The following is a 15816-nucleotide window of genomic DNA, read 5'->3' as shown; positions in this document are numbered from 1 at the left end:
CCGATAGCGGGGTCCAGGGGCGGCAGCCCCTGGTTACGGGAAGGGGTGGGCCTGGGGCGCTCCCCGCGAGGGCCCCAGGCCCACCCCCTCACCCCTCCCGCAACACCTTCGCCACCGCCCCCTCCCCAACCACCACGATCCGCCCGCCCCGCACACCCTCGGCAAAGCTCAGCTCACCTCGGCTCACCGCAACGGCCGTCCCCGCGTCCAACGTCACCCACGCATCAACCTCACCCGGCGCAGGCCCATCCCCATAGGAGACCTCCCCACCACCCCGCACCCACACATGGAACTCCCCCTCGTCCAGGCGGACTTCAAGCAGCCCCTCCTCCGAAGAAGAACCCAACGCCCCGAGCAACGGCAGCGCGAACCAGTGCGCACGCACCGCGTCGGTGGGCCGCCGCTCGGCGAGCTCGGGGGCGCCCCACGCGGCAAGCGCCCGCAGCACGGGCAGCAACTCCCGCCCACGGTCGGTGAGTTCGTAGACGTACGAAGAAGCGGGCGGCGCAAGCCGACGCCGGCTCGCGAGCCCCACCTGCTCCATGTCCTTGAGCCGGGAGGCGAGCACATCCGTGCTGACCCCGGGCAGATCGGCGTGCAGATCGGTGTACCGCCGGGGCCCGGCAAGCAGCTCGCGGACGATCAGCAGGGTCCAGCGATCGCCGACGGCGTCGAGCGCGCGGGCGGCGGCGCAGTACTGGTCGTAGCTTCGGCGCTGTCGAGGTGGCATGCGTCGCAGTCTAGACAACTTGTTGGACTTTCCAAGCGGCGACTTGGTAAAACCAAGTAACGCACGCCACGGGAGGCACACCGCATGGAGTTCCGGCAGTCGAGCAAGCTCAGCGAGGTCTGTTACGAGATCCGGGGCCCGGTCATCGAGCACGCCAACGCCCTGGAGGAGGCGGGCCACAGCGTCCTGCGCCTGAACACCGGCAACCCCGCGCTCTTCGGTTTCGAGGCGCCCGAGGAGATCGTCCAGGACATGATCCGGATGCTGCCGGGCGCGCACGGGTACACGGACTCGCGCGGTGTCCTCTCCGCGCGCCGCGCCGTGGTCCAGCGCTATCAGGCGCTCGGCCTCGACGACATCGACGTGGACGACGTCTTCCTCGGCAACGGCGTGTCCGAGCTGGTCACGATGGCCGTACAGGCGCTGCTCGAAGACGGCGACGAAGTCCTCATCCCCGCACCGGACTTCCCTCTCTGGACGGCCGTGACGACCCTCTCCGGCGGCAAGGCCGTGCACTACCTGTGCGACGAGCAGGCCGACTGGTACCCGGACCTCGACGACCTGGCGTCGAAGATCACCGACCGCACCAAGGCACTGGTGATCATCAACCCGAACAACCCGACGGGCGCGGTCTATCCGCGCGAGATCCTCGAAGGCATGCTCGATCTGGCGCGCCGCCACGGCCTGATGGTGTTCGCCGACGAGATCTACGACCGGATCCTGTACGACGACGCGGTGCACCACAGCGTCGCGGCCCTGGCCCCCGACCTGGTGGTCCTGACCTTCTGCGGCCTGTCGAAGACGTACCGCGTCGCGGGCTTCCGCTCCGGCTGGCTGGTGGTGACGGGACCCAAGCAGCACGCGCGGAGCTATCTGGAGGGCCTGACGATGCTGGCCTCCATGCGCCTGTGCCCCAACGCCCCCGCCCAGTACGCGATCCAGGCCGCGCTCGGCGGCCGCCAGTCCATCCACGAACTGACCGCGCCCGGCGGCCGCCTGTACGAACAGCGCGACCGCGCCTGGCAGAAGCTCAACGAGATCCCCGGCGTCTCGTGCGTGAAGCCGCGCGGCGCGCTGTACGCGTTCGCGCGCCTGGACCCCAAGGTGCACAAGATCCACGACGACGAGAAGTTCGTCCTCGACCTGCTCCTCCAGGAGAAGATCCAAGTCGTCCAGGGCACCGGCTTCAACTGGCCGCGCCCCGACCACTTCCGCATCCTTACCCTCCCGTACGCTGACGATCTGGACGCGGCGATCAGCCGCATCGGCCGCTTCCTGAGCGGCTACCGCCAGTAGCGAGGAGCGTGTCGGTGACCCTCTGCACCACCTGCGGGACCCCTTCCCTCACCCAGTTCGCCTCGCCGGACCTCGTCGCGAAGATCGTGTACGAGGGTCATGACCGCGCGGACGACCCGGCCTGGCGGGAGTCGGGCGCGGCGACGCTGGAGGACTACGCGCGCTGGTGCGCCCACCTGTGCGGGATCGCGTGTTTCCGGATGGCGCTCGGCCCGGACGCGCCGTCGCTTTTCGAGTTGCGTGACGGCGCGTTGAAGTACGGGGCGTACACGGAGGACACAGAGGGCGTGATCCACGGGCTGATCTACGCCCCCTTCGCCGAGTACGCACGCGACGTGCACGGCGTGGAGGCGACCGTGCACCGGCACCTCGCGCTCGACGAGATCCTCCAACTCCTCGACGAGGGGCGGACGGTGATGACTTCCGTGCACTTCGAGATCCGCCGCCCGGAGCGGCCCGCGCCGGGCCGGGGCGGGCATCTGGTGCTGCTCACGGGGCGCACGCCGGACGGCTTGCTGCACCTCCACAACCCGTCGGGCATCGACGCGCGCTCCCGCACGGCCGAGCTGTCCCCGGAAGCCTTCGAACCGTTCTTCGCGGGCCGCGGAGTGTCCATGGTCACCCGTATGGGCGTGTCGGCCACGCGCTGAATCGCGCTCATGACAGAACGTCATCTTGCCTGCCAGGATGGCGTGATGATGCATTCAGGCAGGGTCGCCGTCGTGGGCGGCAGCGTCGCGGGGTGCGCCATGGCGCTGGCGGCGCACCGTGGCGGCGCGGACGAGATCACGGTGTACGAGCGGGCCGCGGGCCGGCTCGCGGAGCGGGGCGTGGGCCTCGCGGTGCACAACTCCCGTTACGCGGAACTGGAGTCGGCCGGTTACATGGACGCCGACATGCCCTGGGTGCAGATCGTCAGACGCCGCTGGTACGTGCGGGACGAGCGGGCGTCGGGCCCCCTCGGGCAGCAGATCGGCACCATGCCGTTCCCGTTCCGCACCTACAACTGGGGCCCGCTCTGGGGCGAGCTGCGGCGCCGGGTGCCCGAGTCCGTGGAGTTCCGCACCGGCACGTCGGTGGAGGCCGTGCGTTCCTCGCCGGTGGGCGCGGAGGTGGACGCCGACGGCGGCACGGAGCGGTTCGACGTCGTCATCGGCGCGGACGGCTACCGCTCGGTGGTCCGCGACGCCGCCCACCCGGGCCTGCGCGCCGAGTACGCGGGCTATCTGGCCTGGCGCGGCGCCTACCCCGAGACGCGTCTCGCCGATCCGCACCTGTGGGCCGAGGAGGACTGCGTGTACGTCGTCTTCGACGGCGGGCACGTGATCGTCTACCGCATCCCGGACGGCGCGGGCGGCCACCGCGTCAACTGGGTCCTGTACACGGCGCCACCCCCGGGCCTGGACTCCCGGCTCGGCTTCACCAGCCCCACCAGCCTGCCGCCCGGCGGTCTCACCGACACCCTGGGCGCCCATCTCGCGTACGTCGCCGACGAGTTGCTGCCGCCCTACTGGGGCGCCCTGGTCCGCGCGACCGAGCCCGACGAGCTGTTCCTCCAGCCCATGTACGACTTCACGGCGCCCCGCTACGCCCGCGACCGGGTGCTCCTCGCGGGCGACGCGGCGACGGTCGCGCGCCCGCACACCGGCGCGGGCGCGGTGAAGGCCCTCCAGGACGCCACGGTCCTGGAGTCCGCCATCGCCACGGCGACGACGTGGCCGGAGGCCTTGGAGTCGTACGACACCGACCGCACCGTCGCGGGCCGCACGATGGTCGACCTGGGGCGGCGGCTCGGCCGGGCCCTGGTGGAGGAGACCCCGCGCTGGCGGGACCTGGACCAGCCTGGCCTGGAGGCGTGGTGGCGGCGGGCGGACGGGTCGGGGGCGTTCGGCGGACGTGAGCTGCGCTCGCGCTGAGCGTCGAAGCACGGCCGGAACCCGGAACATGGGACTGACCCGGAGCCCGCGTGGGCCGGAGCACCGGGGCCTGTCGGCGCTGCCCCGCTGCTCCGGTGCTCCGGCCTCCTGTCAGGCGCCGTCGCCGCGCCGGTAGTGCAGGATGCCCCACGTGATGTGCCCGTCCCCGCCGGCGTCGACCCAGCGGGCGAGGCCTTTCTTCATCTGCGTGAGGTAGTCGTGGCTGACCTGGCCAGCCAGTCCGTCCGCCTCCTGCCGTCGGGTCTCCTCCAGGACGCGCGCGTAGTGCGTGACCAACTGCTCGCGGTGCTCCTCGAATCCGCCGCGTCCGCCGGGTCCTGCGGGCCCTCCGCCCTGGGGCACGAACCCGAGCCGCGCCAGCTCACTCGCGTAGAAGCCGGGTGAGCCCATGTTGTCGAGGTGGATGCGGTCGAGGATCGGCTGCAGCACTCCGGGCGGGCAGTCGTCGACGGCCATGGGGTCGGTGAAGATGAGCTGCCCGCCGGGCCGCAGCACCCGGGAGACCTCCTCCAGGACGCGGGCGCGGTTGCCGCTGTGCAGGAAGGCGTCCTGCGACCACACGACGTCGACCACGTCGTCCGGGTAGGGGATGTCCTCGAAGGACCCGTCGACGACCTCGATGAGACCGGAGAGACCGCGGGCGTGGTTCAGCTCCTTGTGGCGCTGGTTCTCCACCTCGCTGAGGTTGAGCGCGAGGACCCGGCAGCCGTACGTCGATGCCAGATAGCGCGCCGAACCGCCGTAGCCGGAGCCCAGGTCGAGGACGACGGAGTCCCGGGTGAGGCCCAGCTTTCCGGCCATCCGCTCGACGGTGCGGCGGCTGGCGTCGGCGATGGGCTCGTCGATGCCTTCGTAGAGGCCGATGTGGATGTCCTCGCCGCCCCACACCTTGGCGTAGAAGGTGTCGGCGTCGGAGGAGTTGTAGTAGTTGCGGGCGACCCCTACCGCCCCGGTGTAGCGCTCGTCCTCCTCGTCGTCCGTCCGGTACTCCTTCTCCGCGACGTGCACGAAGAAGTCGGGCTGTTCGCCCCGGTAGGTGTGCTGGAAGTCGCCGTAGGTCTCGACGTTCTGGAAGCCCACCTCCGACATCAGTCTGCGGGTGTAGTCCTTGCGCAGCGGAAACATGTTGAGGTGGTAGACGGAGTCGTCCGGGAAGCTGTAACGCATCCGCACGAGCCCCTCGTCCACGTACTCGGGCTCCACGGAGACGTCTTCGCCGCAGTAGTAGTACTTGTGCTTGCTGGTGTAGCCGTCGTCGAGGATCGCGTCGTAGTTGCGCTGGTCCAGGACGAGGATGCCGTCGTGTTTCAGCATCGCGTAGAACTCGGCGAGCGCGCGGCGGCGGTCGCGCTCGGAGAACAGGTGGGTGAAGGAGTTGCCGAGGCAGACGATGGCGTCGTACTCGCCGTGCACGTCGCGGTTGAGCCAGCGCCAGTCCGCCTGCACGACCCGCATGACGTGGCCGTCCTTCATGCCGTTGGCGAAGGCCGCCGCCAGCATGTCGGCGCTGCCGTCCGCGCTGACGGTGTCGAACCCGGCGGCGAGCAGCCGCACCGAGTGGAACCCGGTGCCCGTCGCCACGTCGAGGACGCTCTTCACGCCCCGCTTGCGCAGCAGGTCCATGAAGAAGTCGCCTTCACTGCCCGCCCTTCGCTCCCAGTCTATGAGCGAGTCCCACTTCTCGACGAAGCTTGGTACGTATTCCTCCGTGTAGTGGCCGGTTTCTCGTACTTCGACAGGGTTGTCGCCGAATTTCTGAGCCGGATGCACGATGAATGCCCTTCGACTTCAATGGGGGATGGCCTGGGCACATCGCTATCCCGAGGTGGGTACCCCTAAGCGTCCGGGCTTCGTATACATACGCGGAGCTGACATTCCGCCGACCAGAACAGGACCGTTCACACCATGGGTGATCTTCTCCTCGTCCGGCACGGTGAGACCGAGTGGTCCCGGTCGGGACGGCATACGAGCTGGTCGGACGTGCCGCTCACCGACAACGGACGCGCCCAGGCGCGGGCGCTCGCCCCGCTCATCGGGAAGTACCGCGTGGACGCGGCATTCACGTCCCCGCGCGTGCGCGCGCGTGAGACGGCGGAGTTGGCCGGCTTTGGGCAGGCTCGTGTCGATCCGGACATGGCGGAGTGGGACTACGGCGCGTACGAAGGCATCACAACGGTAGAAATCCACCGAACCCACCCCGACTGGTTCCTCTTCACCGACGGCGCCGCCCCCGGTCCCCCGGAGCACCCCGGCGAATCCCCCGACGACGTCGGCGCCCGCGCGGACCGCATGCTCGCCAAGGTCGACGCCGCCCTCGCCAACACCGAGGGCAGCGTCGCCCTCTTCGCCCACGGCCACTACCTCCGCGTCCTCACTGCCCGCCGCCTGGGCCTGCCCCCGTCGGCGGGCGCCCTCTTCCAGCTCGCCACCGGGACGGTGAGCCGCCTGAGCTATGAACACGGGCGGCCGGTGCTGGCGACGTGGAATGTGCGGCCGTGAGGGTGGGTGGGGGGTGGGCCCTACCGGGGGCTCCCCACTGCGTCCAATAGCGCGCTCCGCGCGCGGGCGCCCCTTCCCGTAACCAGGGGCTGCCGCCCCTGGACCCCGCAATCGCCGCTTCGCGGCTCGTCCTCAAACGCCGGACGGGCTGTCTATAGCCCCTCCGGCGTTTGAGGAGCGGGGGTCTGGGGGCAGAGCCCCCAGTTTCGGGAAGGGGCGGGACTGGGGCGCCCCGCGAAGGCACCAACCCCCGCCCCACCCCCCGGCCTTGATCACCGGTCGGTCCCGGGACGATCGGGAGCCGTTTGTCAGTGGCACGAGGCACCATCGGATGCATGGCCAAACCGACGACGCCCGCGCAGCGGCGGATCATCGCGGCGGCGGACCCGGTCACGGGCCGCCTGACCGGGACGGAGGCGCAACTCACCGCCCTGGTGCGGTTGCAGCTCGCGTTCCGGCACCCGCGCCCGCCGCACGCGTATTTCCTGACGCCGGCGGGCCACCGCGTCCGGGACGAGCCGGTGGGGACGGCGCCGGAGACGGCACCGGTGGAGCCGGTCGCAGGGGTGTTCGCGGCTCGTACGGGGACGGAGGAGGCGCCGGACGAGGACGGTCCCTCCCGGGCCCGTGAGGTGCGCGGCGCGTGGCTGGGCCTGGTCGAGATGCGCCGGATGACGAATCCGGACGGGGACAAGGAGAGGCCGTGCGAGTGGGAGCGCGCGCATCTGCCGCAGGCGGCCGCGATAGCCCTGGAGGCAGCGGGCCGCGTACCCGCCCGACCGAGCCGCGCCCCCGCCCGCCCCGGCCGCGAGGGCTACCGCGTGACCGCGACGGAACAGCCGGACGCCGTCGCGGTGCGCGAGCCCACCGCCGAGGGCGTGCGCGCGTGCGCGACGGCCCTGGAGCGGGCGGGCTGGCAGGTCAGCGAGCACGGGGAGGCCCGTACGGGGCGGCGGTACGTACTGGCGTCACCGCGGCGGGCGTGAGGCGGGGGCCACCGGGAGGCCGGAATGCCGTGGATCGACCCGCCGTTGAGAGTTGCACCGAACCGAAGGGGAAGTCGTGTCCGAGCAGTTTGCCGTGAGCGTCACCGTCCGTGGGTACGAGACGGACTCGCAGGGCCACCTCAACCAGTCCGTGTACTTGCAGTACGCGGAGCACGCGCGCTGGTCGATCCTGCGGGCGGCGGGCATCGACCAGCAGGACCTCATCGACAAGGGCGTCGGCCCCGTCGCCCTGGAGAACACGGTGCGGTACCGCAGCGAGCTGCGCGCGGGCGACGAGGTCCGGGTGGACTGCGTGTTCGTGTGGAGCGAGGGCAAGACGTTCAAGGTCGAGCAGACCATCACGAAGGCGGACGGCACGGTGGCCGCGACGGTCTCCGGCCTCGGCGGCCTGCTCGACCTCAAGGAGCGCAGGATGGTGCCGGCCCCCGGGGAGTACTTCAGGGCGCTTGCGTCGGACCCGCGCGTCCTCGGCCTCTGAGAAGCCCCACGAAGTCAGGCGGAACCCAGCTCCGCGAGGTCGGCCGCGTCCAGGCGCAGCGCGGCCGCCGCGATGTTCTCCTCCAGGTGGGCGAGGGAGGACGTGCCGGGGATGGCGAGGACGGTCGGGGACACGGAGAGGGACCAGGCGAGGCCGACCTGCGCGGCCGTCGCGCCGTGCCGGTCGGCCACCCGCCGCAGGCCCTCGATGTGCGGGGCACCGGTCCCGCCCAGCGGGTAGAACGGCACGAAGGCGATGTCCTGCCCGGCGCACAGCTCGACCATGGCCTTCGCGTCGGCGCCCCGGTCGACGGGGCTGAACTTGTTCTGTACGGCGGCGACGGGCGCGACGGACTGGGCCTCGGCGAGCTGTTCCGGCGTGGCGTTGCTGACGCCGAGGTGCCGGATCAGGCCCTGCTCGCGCAGTTCGGCGAGGGCCTCGAAGCGGCCGTTGCCCGGCCCCTCCTCACCGTGGAAGCGCAGGTAGACGAGGTCGAGCTGCTCGCGGCCGAGCTGCCGCAGGTTCCGGTGCACGTCGGCCTTGAGCTTCGCCGGGTCCGCGGGCGTGAGCCAGTTGTGGTCCCGGTCGCGGTCGGGGCCGACCTTGGTGGCGATGACGAGATTGTCCGGGTACGGGTGGAGGGCCTCGCGGATGAAATCGTTGGCGGCCAGGTCCTTGTAGAAGTAGAAGGCGGCCGTGTCGATGTGGTCGACGCCGAGCTCGACGGCGCGGCGCAGCACGGCGCGGGCGTTGTCCGGGTCGTGCGGAGGCCCGTCCCAGGTGCGGCTCGGCAGCCGCATGGCGCCGAAGCCCATGCGCTGTACGGGCAGGTCACCGCCGATGAGCAGATGGCCGGCGGCGGATGCGTGGATGTCGTTCACGTTCGGCATGGCCATATCCTGCGGGCGGGGCGGGCTGAGCGGGCGCGGGTGGCACGTTGTTGCCAGTACGGCCGAGGCGTACGGAAACGGGGAGGCGGGACCGGGACATGGAGCACGGCGGAGCGGCGGCGGCGATCGTCACCTTGCGCGGCGAGGCCGAGCTGGTGCGGCGGGCCGGGGACCTCATCGCGTCGGCGCGCACGGAGTACCTGTGCGGCGCCACGGATCTCGTGACCTGGTCCGCCGGGACGAACGCCGTCTTCAACGAGGGGCGGCGGCCCCGCCTGCGGCCGGGCCCCGACGGCCTCGCGATGCGCAAGGTGTACACGCGCGCGGCCCTCGGCGACCCCGAGTCCGAGCGGCGCCTCGCCCGTATCGCCGCGTCCGGCGCGCACGTACGGATCTCTTCGGCGCCGCTCGCCCGCGAGGCGATCGTCATCGACGGCCGCGTGGCGATCCTCGCGGGCTCCGAGGCGCGCGGCGCCCGCACGTACACGGTGATCCGCGAGCCGGACGTCGTCGAGGGCGTCCGCTCCCTGCTGTACGCGACGTGGGAGGCGGCGGACGACCTCGCGGACTGCCTTGGCCCGGCCGCCTCGGCCTCCGCCCGCCCTCCCGTCCTCGACGAGGAGTCCCGCGCGGTGCTCGCCGCCCTGGCGGACGGGCTGACCGACGAGACCGCCGCGCGCCGCCTCGGCATGTCCCTGCGGACGTACCGGCGGCGGGTGGCCGCGCTGATGGCCGACCTCGGCGCGACGTCGCGCTTCCAGGCCGGGGTACTCAGCCGTCGGGCGGGCTGACCAGCGCCCACACCGTCTTGCCGACGGGCCTGGCGTCCACGCCCCACCGTGCGGCGAGGGCCTCGACCAGGACGAGTCCGCGGCCCGACTCGGCCTCCCCGTCCGGGAGTTGAGGGCTTCCCGGCGGCCCGCACTCACCGCGCGTATCCGTCATTTCGATGCGTACGGCGTCCGCCTGGAGGAACAGTCTCAGCTCGATGTCCCGGCCCGGGACCCTGCCGTGCGTCGCCGCGTTCGCCGCGAGTTCCGCGACCACTTGGGCCACGGCGCGTGACCATTCGCTTTCGTACGGGATGCCCCACTGGTCGAGCCGGTGCCGCGCGATCCGTCTCGCCAGACGGGCACCTCTGGGCGTCGCACTGAGTCGCTGTGTGAACGCGTGTACGGGGACGGGCGTCTGTGCTTGGGCTGGCATGCGCCCAAGGTGGCGGGCGGGACGTCCTCCCGGGGAGGTGCGGAACTCGTACGCTCCGTAAGTGTACGGGTGCGAAGTGTGGACAGTACGGGTAACTGTCCGTGAGCATGGGCGCGTTGGCGGGGAACGGTACGCAAGCGTCTGGGGAGACCCGTGATGTCGTCAAGCACGCCTGGCACGAATGAGCCCGAGCCGACCGATGGCCTGAAGGCCTTCGGCGCGGCCCTGAAGAGCTTTCGCAAGCGGGCCGGGTACACGCAGGAGTCGCTGGCTCCGGAGATCGGGTACTCGGCGCATTTCATTGCGTCCATTGAGCAGGGGAGGCGGTTTCCGCCGCCTCGGTTCGTGGACCAGACGGAGGTGACGCTCGACGCGTTCGGGACGCTGCGGTTGGTCGCCCATCAGCTTTCGCGGCAGCGGGGGTTGGCGTCGTGGTTCAAGCGGTGGGCCCAGCTGGAGCAGGAGGCACTCACCCTCTACACGTACGAGTGCCGGATGGTTCCGGGCCTGTTGCAGACTCCCGCGTACGCACATGCCCTGTTCGCGGACCAACTCCCGCCGCTGAACGACGAGCAGATCGAAGCGCAGCTCACAGCGCTCCTGGAGCGACAGACGTTGCTCACGGAGCGGCCGAACACCGCGTACAGCTTCATCCTCGAAGAGCACCTGTTCCACCGCCGAATGGGAGGCGCTGCGGTCACCCTCGAACTCATCGACCACATCCTCGGCTTGGCCGAGAGGCGCAACATCGAGATCCAGGTCATGCCACTGGTCAGCGAGAGCCACGCCGGACTGGCGGGCCCCATGCAGCTCTTGGAGACTCCGGACAACAAGTGGTTCGCGTACTGCGAAGGGCAGCGGTCCGGCCAGCTCATCTCCGACCCAAAAGAGATCAGCGTGCTCCAGACTCGATATGCCAGGATGCGCTCACAGGCCCTCTCCCTCAAGGCCTCGATGAGCCTGCTGCAGCGGATGCGAGGAGCGCAATGAGCACCACCGAACTGACCTGGTTCAAGAGCAGCTACAGCAGCAGCGGTGACGGCGACTGCGTCGAAGTCGCCACATGCCCCGGCGCCATACACGTACGCGACTCCAAGAACCCCCGCGGCCCCCAACTCTCCCTGGAACCCACCGCCTGGGCCGACTTCCTCACGTACGCCTCCGCGCAGGAAGCAGCAGGCTGCGCCGCTCCTCGTCCGTGAGGTCGCGGAAGACGCGTGAACGGGCCCGCTCCAGCAGGGGGTTCAGGTCCGTCGTCGGGTTCCAGATGCGGACCGTACGGTCACGGGAGACCGTGGCCAAGCGCGTGCCGTCCGGCGACCAGGCCAGCCCGTTGACCTGGTCGTCGTGTACGCCGATGACCGCGAGCTCGCGGCCTTCGTCGGGGTCCCACAGGCGGACCGTGCGGTCCCAGGACGCGGTGGCCAGGCGCGTGCCGTCCGGGGACCAGCCGATGCCCTGCACCCGGTCCGTGTGGCCGGTCATCTTGCGCAACTCCGTGCCCTCGAAGGGGTCCCAGAGGCGGACGGTACGGTCCCGCGAGCCGGTAGCGATGCGGCGGCCGTCGGGCGACCAGGCGATGCGCCACACGTAGTCGGTGTGGCCCTCGATGGTCGCCACGGGCTCGCCCCGCTCTACGTCCCAGACGCGGAACGCCTTGTCGGTGGCGGACGTGGCGAGGTAGCGGCCGTCGGGGGACCACGCGGCGCCGCCGAGCCAGTACCTTCCGGGGGCGTTCAGGGTCATGAGTTCGCGGCCGTCGCTCGCGTCCCAGATGCGGCTGGTGCCGTCACGGGACGTGGTGGCGATGCGGGTGCCGTCCGGGGACCAGGCGAGGGAGGTGACGGCCTCGCGGTGGCCGTCCAGGAAGGTGTCTGCCGTCACCTCGGGCGGTCGCCAGAGGAACGCGTGGCCGCTGTGGTCGGCGACCGCGATGCGGGTGCCGTCGGGCGAGAAGGCGGCGCCGCCCACCTCTTGGCCGCTGTGCGTCGTCGCCGACACGCGTCCTTGCGCCACGTCCCAGATGTTGACGGTCCCGTCGGCGCTACCAGTAACGAGATGGGTGCCCGACCTGGACCAGCCGACGCTCGTCACGCAGCCTTGGTGGCCCCGCAGGGTGGCGAGTTGACCGCCGGGCGCGTGGACATCCCACAGGGCCAGGGTCCGGTCCCGGGACACGGAGGCGATGCGGTCAGCGTGCCAGGCGACGGAGTTGACGCTATCGCCGTGGCCGAGGAGTGCCAGCTCCTCACGCGTGTCCAGGGTCCACATGCGTATGGTGCGGTCGTCGCCCACAGCGATGCGTTCGCCGTCCGAGGACCACGCGACGCAGCTCAGCGGCTCCAAGGTCTCGAACGTATACGCCGGGCCCATTCCCTCCGCCTGCCAATACCGGCCCATGTTCCAAACGCGGGCGGTCCGGTCCTCCGACACCGACGCGAGTCGGCACCCGTCGGGCGACCAGGCCAGAGCCGCCACGGCACCGTCGTGCCCGGCGAGCGCGCGTAGGGCTCGCCGAGCCGGGGCCCACACGGCAACAGTGCCGTCGGCGGACGAACCCGCAATCCAGCGGCCGTCGGGCGACCACGCCACGTTCCACCCCAGCCGTTCGCCGTTCGTCGACGCGGCTGTCTCCGCGTACGTCCCGGCGTTCCAGAAGTGAACAACGTGGTCGGTGCCCGCACTGACCAACCGGCCACCGTCCGGCGCCCAGGACACACTGCCGACCGGCGCGCCATGCCCGACGAACAGACCCAGCTCGGCGCGCGTCCTCACCTTCCACACGGTGATCGTCCGGTCCCGCGACCCGGCCGCGATCTTCCTGCCGTCCGGCGACCACGCAAGCACCTGCATCCGGTCCCCGCCGCCCGCCCGCGTGAGGACGACGGGCTCAACACGCCCCTCCGGGTCCCACACCCGCACGGTCCCGTCGTCCGAAGCCGTCGCAAGCCACGCCCCACCGGGCGACCAGGCCACGCAGTTGATGTCCTGCTCGTGCCCCCGGAAGACCGCGCACCGCCGCGCCACATTGAGCGCGGCGTGCAGCGCCTGCCGCGCCAAGGAAGTAGGCGCGCACTCCTCGACCGCCGCGATCGCTGCGAGCACCGCCAACTCCGGGTCCCGCGAGGCAACTTCGATGGCCCGCCGCGCCACGGCGTCGGCCATGCGCTCCAGCGCGGCCGAGTCGTGCAGTTCGGAAACGTCAAGGAAGTCGATGACCACCGACACCCCCGCGAACACCTCAGGCGCCTCCCCCACCCACTCCCGCGCGACAGCCAACCTCTCCCCGCTCAACAAATACGCGTCCCGCCACCCCGCACTCACCCAGTCCCGCGCGGCCCGCTCCAACTCCGTACGCCGCCGCAACACCTCCGCCCCGGCCGCGACGGCGTCCCGCAGCGGCGCCCACCGCCGGAACAGCGCCTCGTGCGCCACATCGAGGACATCCCCGTCCCCGGTGAGCAACCGCCCGGCAACAAACGCCTCCACGACGGCCCGCTCCCCCGCAGCGAGGTCACCCCGCGCCACCCGCCGCCGCGTGGGCTCCCCGTGCTCCAGGGACACGAACTTCAGCAGCGTGGGCAGCACCGCCGCCCCCGCGTCCGCCACGCACAGCTCCGCGTGGATCCGATCGGCCTGATCGGACAACGCCCCAGCCACGCCGCCGAGTTGGCGGTAGTCATCCTCCGTGACGACGTCGGCCGACCGGCCCCGCGCCCGCAGGAACAGCGCCTGCAACGTGTACGCCAACAGCGGTAGCGCGTCGCCACCACCCGTGTCGTCGACCATCCGCGCCACCAACGCGGGTGGAAACGCAAGCCCGGCCCGCTCCCCCGGCTTCTCGATCACGTCGAACAACTCGGCACGTCCAAGTGTCCCGATGAGTACGGGCTGTTGGACGAGCACCGCGTGCCCCGTCTCCAAGAACTCCGTCAGGAAGTCCGACCGCAGCGTGGCCACCACCCACAGGTGCGGATCGGCCTCCAAGGCCTGCGCCACCCGCCCCAAGAACGCCTCACGCTCCCGCTCCCCCGCCAGCGTGAGCAGCTCCTCAAGCTGGTCGACGACCAGCAGAGCCGGAGCGGTACGTCCGCCACGTACCGTACGAGAACCCCGCAGCCGCCCCACCTCCGCGAGGCCGGACGCCAGCCCCGCCACCGGATCCGCCCCCGGCGAGAACGGCGGCACGACCACCCACCGCCCCCGCCGCGCGGCCAGCGCGGGCAGCAGCCCGGCCCGCACAAGGGACGACTTCCCGCTGCCGGACGGCCCGATGACGGCGACGCAGCGGCGCGCGGCGGCGACCGCAGAGACGGGGTGCAGCCGGGCCACCAGCTCCGCGATCTCCCGGTCCCGCCCGAAGAACACCCCCGCGTCGTCCTCGGTGAACGCCTCAAGTCCCGGATAGGGAGGCTGACTTGCATCCCAGGCCGGTCGGCCGGGAGCAGGCCGTTCGAGCAGATGCAGCCACACCTGCCCGGCCACGAGCAGCAGCACCGCGAGGCCGAGCAGCGGCAACGACCAATCCCGCAACACCCGCAGAACCCACGGCACTTGGTCCGTCCGGCTGGTCGCGTAGTTCGCCGCGAGCCCCATGAGCGCGGCGACGAGCACCAGCAGTACATCCACACAGAGCTTCAGCCGGCGCCGGTCCACCCGGACAGCCTAGGCGGCACGATGCGACGGACAGCTGCGCCGCCGTCCTAGATCCGGCCCACCAAATCATAGAAGGCGAGGGCCCTGTCGCCGAAGTGCGGGCTGTGGCTGAACCCTTGGCCGGTCTTGGCGGTCTGGCCGCCGAGGTACCAGATGACGGGGAACCCGGGAATCGGTCGGACTCCCCAGTACCACGGGCCACCACTGGCCCCTGGTACGAAATCGCACATCATCGACCGTTCCCTGCCGGTCCCGGGCTGTGTGCTGTCGAGGATCGTCGTCCTGCCGGCGCAGTACCACTGCTGGATCGCGAACCCGAAGCGGCCGTCTACGGGGTATCCGACGGCGCTCATGAAGATGTTGCCCCGGTTGTGCGCGACGACGAATGCGCCGAGGACGTCCTCGATCCCGCGGCCGGCGGGGTCGCGGGTCACGATGGCGGCGCCGAGGTCCCATCCCGCGTGGTGCGGATTGTCCTGCCACTCATTCATCACGGTGAGGACGCGGGGAGTCCATACGCCAAGGGGAGCGGTGCCGTTGTAGGCGGCCGGGACGAAGACGAAGTTGCGGACCAGGTCGCCATGGCCGCCGTCCGGGTCCACGCAGTGCGCGGCGGTGGACACCAAGGACCGGTTCGGCGCGCTCACCACGGAGCCGCTGCACGCGCTGTCCCTGCCGTCGGGGAGGGTGAAGAAGACCTTCCCGATGAACCTGTTCGGTTTCCCCGTCGAGTAAGGGCCGAACACCGGGACGGCCCGAGACACGCTGGGAGGGTCCACGGCCACGCTCACGGCAGACGCGCGGGTGCCGGTGCCGGCCTTCTTCATTCGGGCGGATGTCCAGTAGGCGCGCAGCGCCTCCCCCGGCGTGCGCCCCAGACGGGCGGCCTCCGCGGTCAAGCGCGGCTTGGCGGCGGCGACTTCACCGCTGATCCGCGGCGTTGCCGGGTCGGCGCTTTCGTTTGCGTACCCCGGTGCCGCAGCGAGCGGAAGGATCATCCCCGCCACGAGCAGGAGACTTGCGGCAGCCCCTCGTGAGCGACGCATGGCCTTGCGAGTGCGGCGTTCGGATATGAGTCCGGGTCGGCCCGGCGCTGCTGACATGGCAGCTCCTCATC

The 15816-nt window shown here is 71.1% G+C and carries 15 protein-coding genes; 9 read left to right on the top strand and 6 right to left on the bottom strand.

The features are described 5' to 3' along the window. Positions 1 to 88: 88 nt before the first annotated feature. Entirely contained in the window at positions 89 to 730 is a 642-nt protein-coding gene (locus IEY91_RS08395; RefSeq protein WP_189173432.1) for a winged helix-turn-helix transcriptional regulator, read from the bottom strand. 84 nt (positions 731 to 814) lie between these two features. Between IEY91_RS08395 and IEY91_RS08390 the strand changes: the two genes are divergently transcribed. Genes IEY91_RS08390 through IEY91_RS08380 form a run of 3 tightly spaced genes read left to right on the top strand, consistent with a single transcriptional unit; the run spans position 815 to position 3942 of the window. Next, on the top strand, positions 815 to 2026 hold the full coding sequence (locus IEY91_RS08390) for a pyridoxal phosphate-dependent aminotransferase (RefSeq protein ID WP_189173431.1): 1212 nt from the start codon (positions 815 to 817) through the stop codon (positions 2024 to 2026). Between the two features lie 8 nt (positions 2027 to 2034). After that, a complete protein-coding gene (locus IEY91_RS08385) occupies positions 2035 to 2676 on the top strand; it encodes a cysteine peptidase family C39 domain-containing protein (protein WP_189173430.1) in 642 nt (213 codons plus the stop codon). 48 nt (positions 2677 to 2724) lie between these two features. Continuing rightward, positions 2725 to 3942, top strand: a complete 1218-nt coding sequence (locus IEY91_RS08380; protein WP_189173497.1) for an FAD-dependent monooxygenase — start codon at positions 2725 to 2727, stop codon at positions 3940 to 3942. 111 nt (positions 3943 to 4053) lie between these two features. Here the strand turns inward: IEY91_RS08380 and IEY91_RS08375 are convergent, their stop codons facing one another. Then, the gene (locus IEY91_RS08375) at positions 4054 to 5733 is read right to left on the bottom strand and encodes a glycine/sarcosine N-methyltransferase (RefSeq protein WP_164318933.1); all 1680 of its coding nucleotides are present in this window, start codon (positions 5731 to 5733) and stop codon (positions 4054 to 4056) included. Between the two features lie 135 nt (positions 5734 to 5868). On the opposite strand from IEY91_RS08375, the gene IEY91_RS08370 reads away from it, so the two are divergent. The 3 genes from IEY91_RS08370 (at position 5869) to IEY91_RS08360 (ending at position 7947) form a co-directional block, all read left to right on the top strand. Next, on the top strand, positions 5869 to 6462 hold the full coding sequence (locus IEY91_RS08370) for a histidine phosphatase family protein (protein ID WP_164318936.1): 594 nt from the start codon (positions 5869 to 5871) through the stop codon (positions 6460 to 6462). A 335-nt stretch (positions 6463 to 6797) separates the two neighbouring features. Next, complete coding sequence (locus tag IEY91_RS08365; RefSeq protein ID WP_189173429.1) at positions 6798 to 7448, top strand: hypothetical protein; 651 nt, start codon at positions 6798 to 6800, stop codon at positions 7446 to 7448. 76 nt (positions 7449 to 7524) lie between these two features. Beyond that, positions 7525 to 7947 (top strand): acyl-CoA thioesterase, encoded by a 423-nt coding sequence (locus tag IEY91_RS08360; RefSeq protein WP_189173428.1) that lies wholly within the window; start codon positions 7525 to 7527, stop codon positions 7945 to 7947. A 14-nt stretch (positions 7948 to 7961) separates the two neighbouring features. On the opposite strand, the gene IEY91_RS08355 is transcribed toward IEY91_RS08360, so the two are convergent. Then, the gene (locus tag IEY91_RS08355; protein ID WP_164318941.1) at positions 7962 to 8837 is read right to left on the bottom strand and encodes an oxidoreductase; all 876 of its coding nucleotides are present in this window, start codon (positions 8835 to 8837) and stop codon (positions 7962 to 7964) included. 98 nt (positions 8838 to 8935) lie between these two features. On the opposite strand from IEY91_RS08355, the gene IEY91_RS08350 reads away from it, so the two are divergent. Then, the gene (locus IEY91_RS08350) at positions 8936 to 9628 is read left to right on the top strand and encodes a helix-turn-helix domain-containing protein (RefSeq protein WP_164318944.1); all 693 of its coding nucleotides are present in this window, start codon (positions 8936 to 8938) and stop codon (positions 9626 to 9628) included. Here the strand turns inward: IEY91_RS08350 and IEY91_RS08345 are convergent. Then, complete coding sequence (locus IEY91_RS08345) at positions 9609 to 10043, bottom strand: ATP-binding protein (RefSeq protein WP_164318946.1); 435 nt, start codon at positions 10041 to 10043, stop codon at positions 9609 to 9611. The two genes, IEY91_RS08350 and IEY91_RS08345, sit on opposite strands and share 20 nt — an antisense overlap. Before the next feature lie 156 nt (positions 10044 to 10199). Here IEY91_RS08345 and IEY91_RS08340 point away from each other — a divergent pair, with 156 nt between their 5' ends. Together IEY91_RS08340 and IEY91_RS08335 are read left to right on the top strand one after the other, a co-directional pair. Then, positions 10200 to 11033, top strand: a complete 834-nt coding sequence (locus IEY91_RS08340; RefSeq protein WP_189173427.1) for a helix-turn-helix domain-containing protein — start codon at positions 10200 to 10202, stop codon at positions 11031 to 11033. Continuing rightward, positions 11030 to 11245, top strand: coding sequence for a DUF397 domain-containing protein (locus tag IEY91_RS08335; RefSeq protein WP_189173426.1), 216 nt, complete (start codon positions 11030 to 11032; stop codon positions 11243 to 11245). Before IEY91_RS08340 ends, IEY91_RS08335 begins: the two co-directional genes overlap by 4 nt. Here IEY91_RS08335 and IEY91_RS42315 read toward each other — a convergent pair. After that, a complete protein-coding gene (locus IEY91_RS42315; RefSeq protein WP_189173425.1) occupies positions 11193 to 14699 on the bottom strand; it encodes an nSTAND1 domain-containing NTPase in 3507 nt (1168 codons plus the stop codon). The genes IEY91_RS08335 and IEY91_RS42315 overlap by 53 nt on opposite strands. 47 nt (positions 14700 to 14746) lie before the next feature. Next, positions 14747 to 15463 (bottom strand): trypsin-like serine peptidase, encoded by a 717-nt coding sequence (locus tag IEY91_RS08325; RefSeq protein ID WP_194492285.1) that lies wholly within the window; start codon positions 15461 to 15463, stop codon positions 14747 to 14749. Positions 15464 to 15816: the final 353 nt, after the last annotated feature.

The sequence above is a fragment of the Streptomyces lasiicapitis genome (genome assembly GCF_014646335.1).
GTDB lineage: Bacteria > Actinomycetota > Actinomycetes > Streptomycetales > Streptomycetaceae > Streptomyces > Streptomyces lasiicapitis.
Note: the sequence above shows the minus strand (reverse complement) of the source record. Positions and strands in the feature narration are given on the sequence as shown.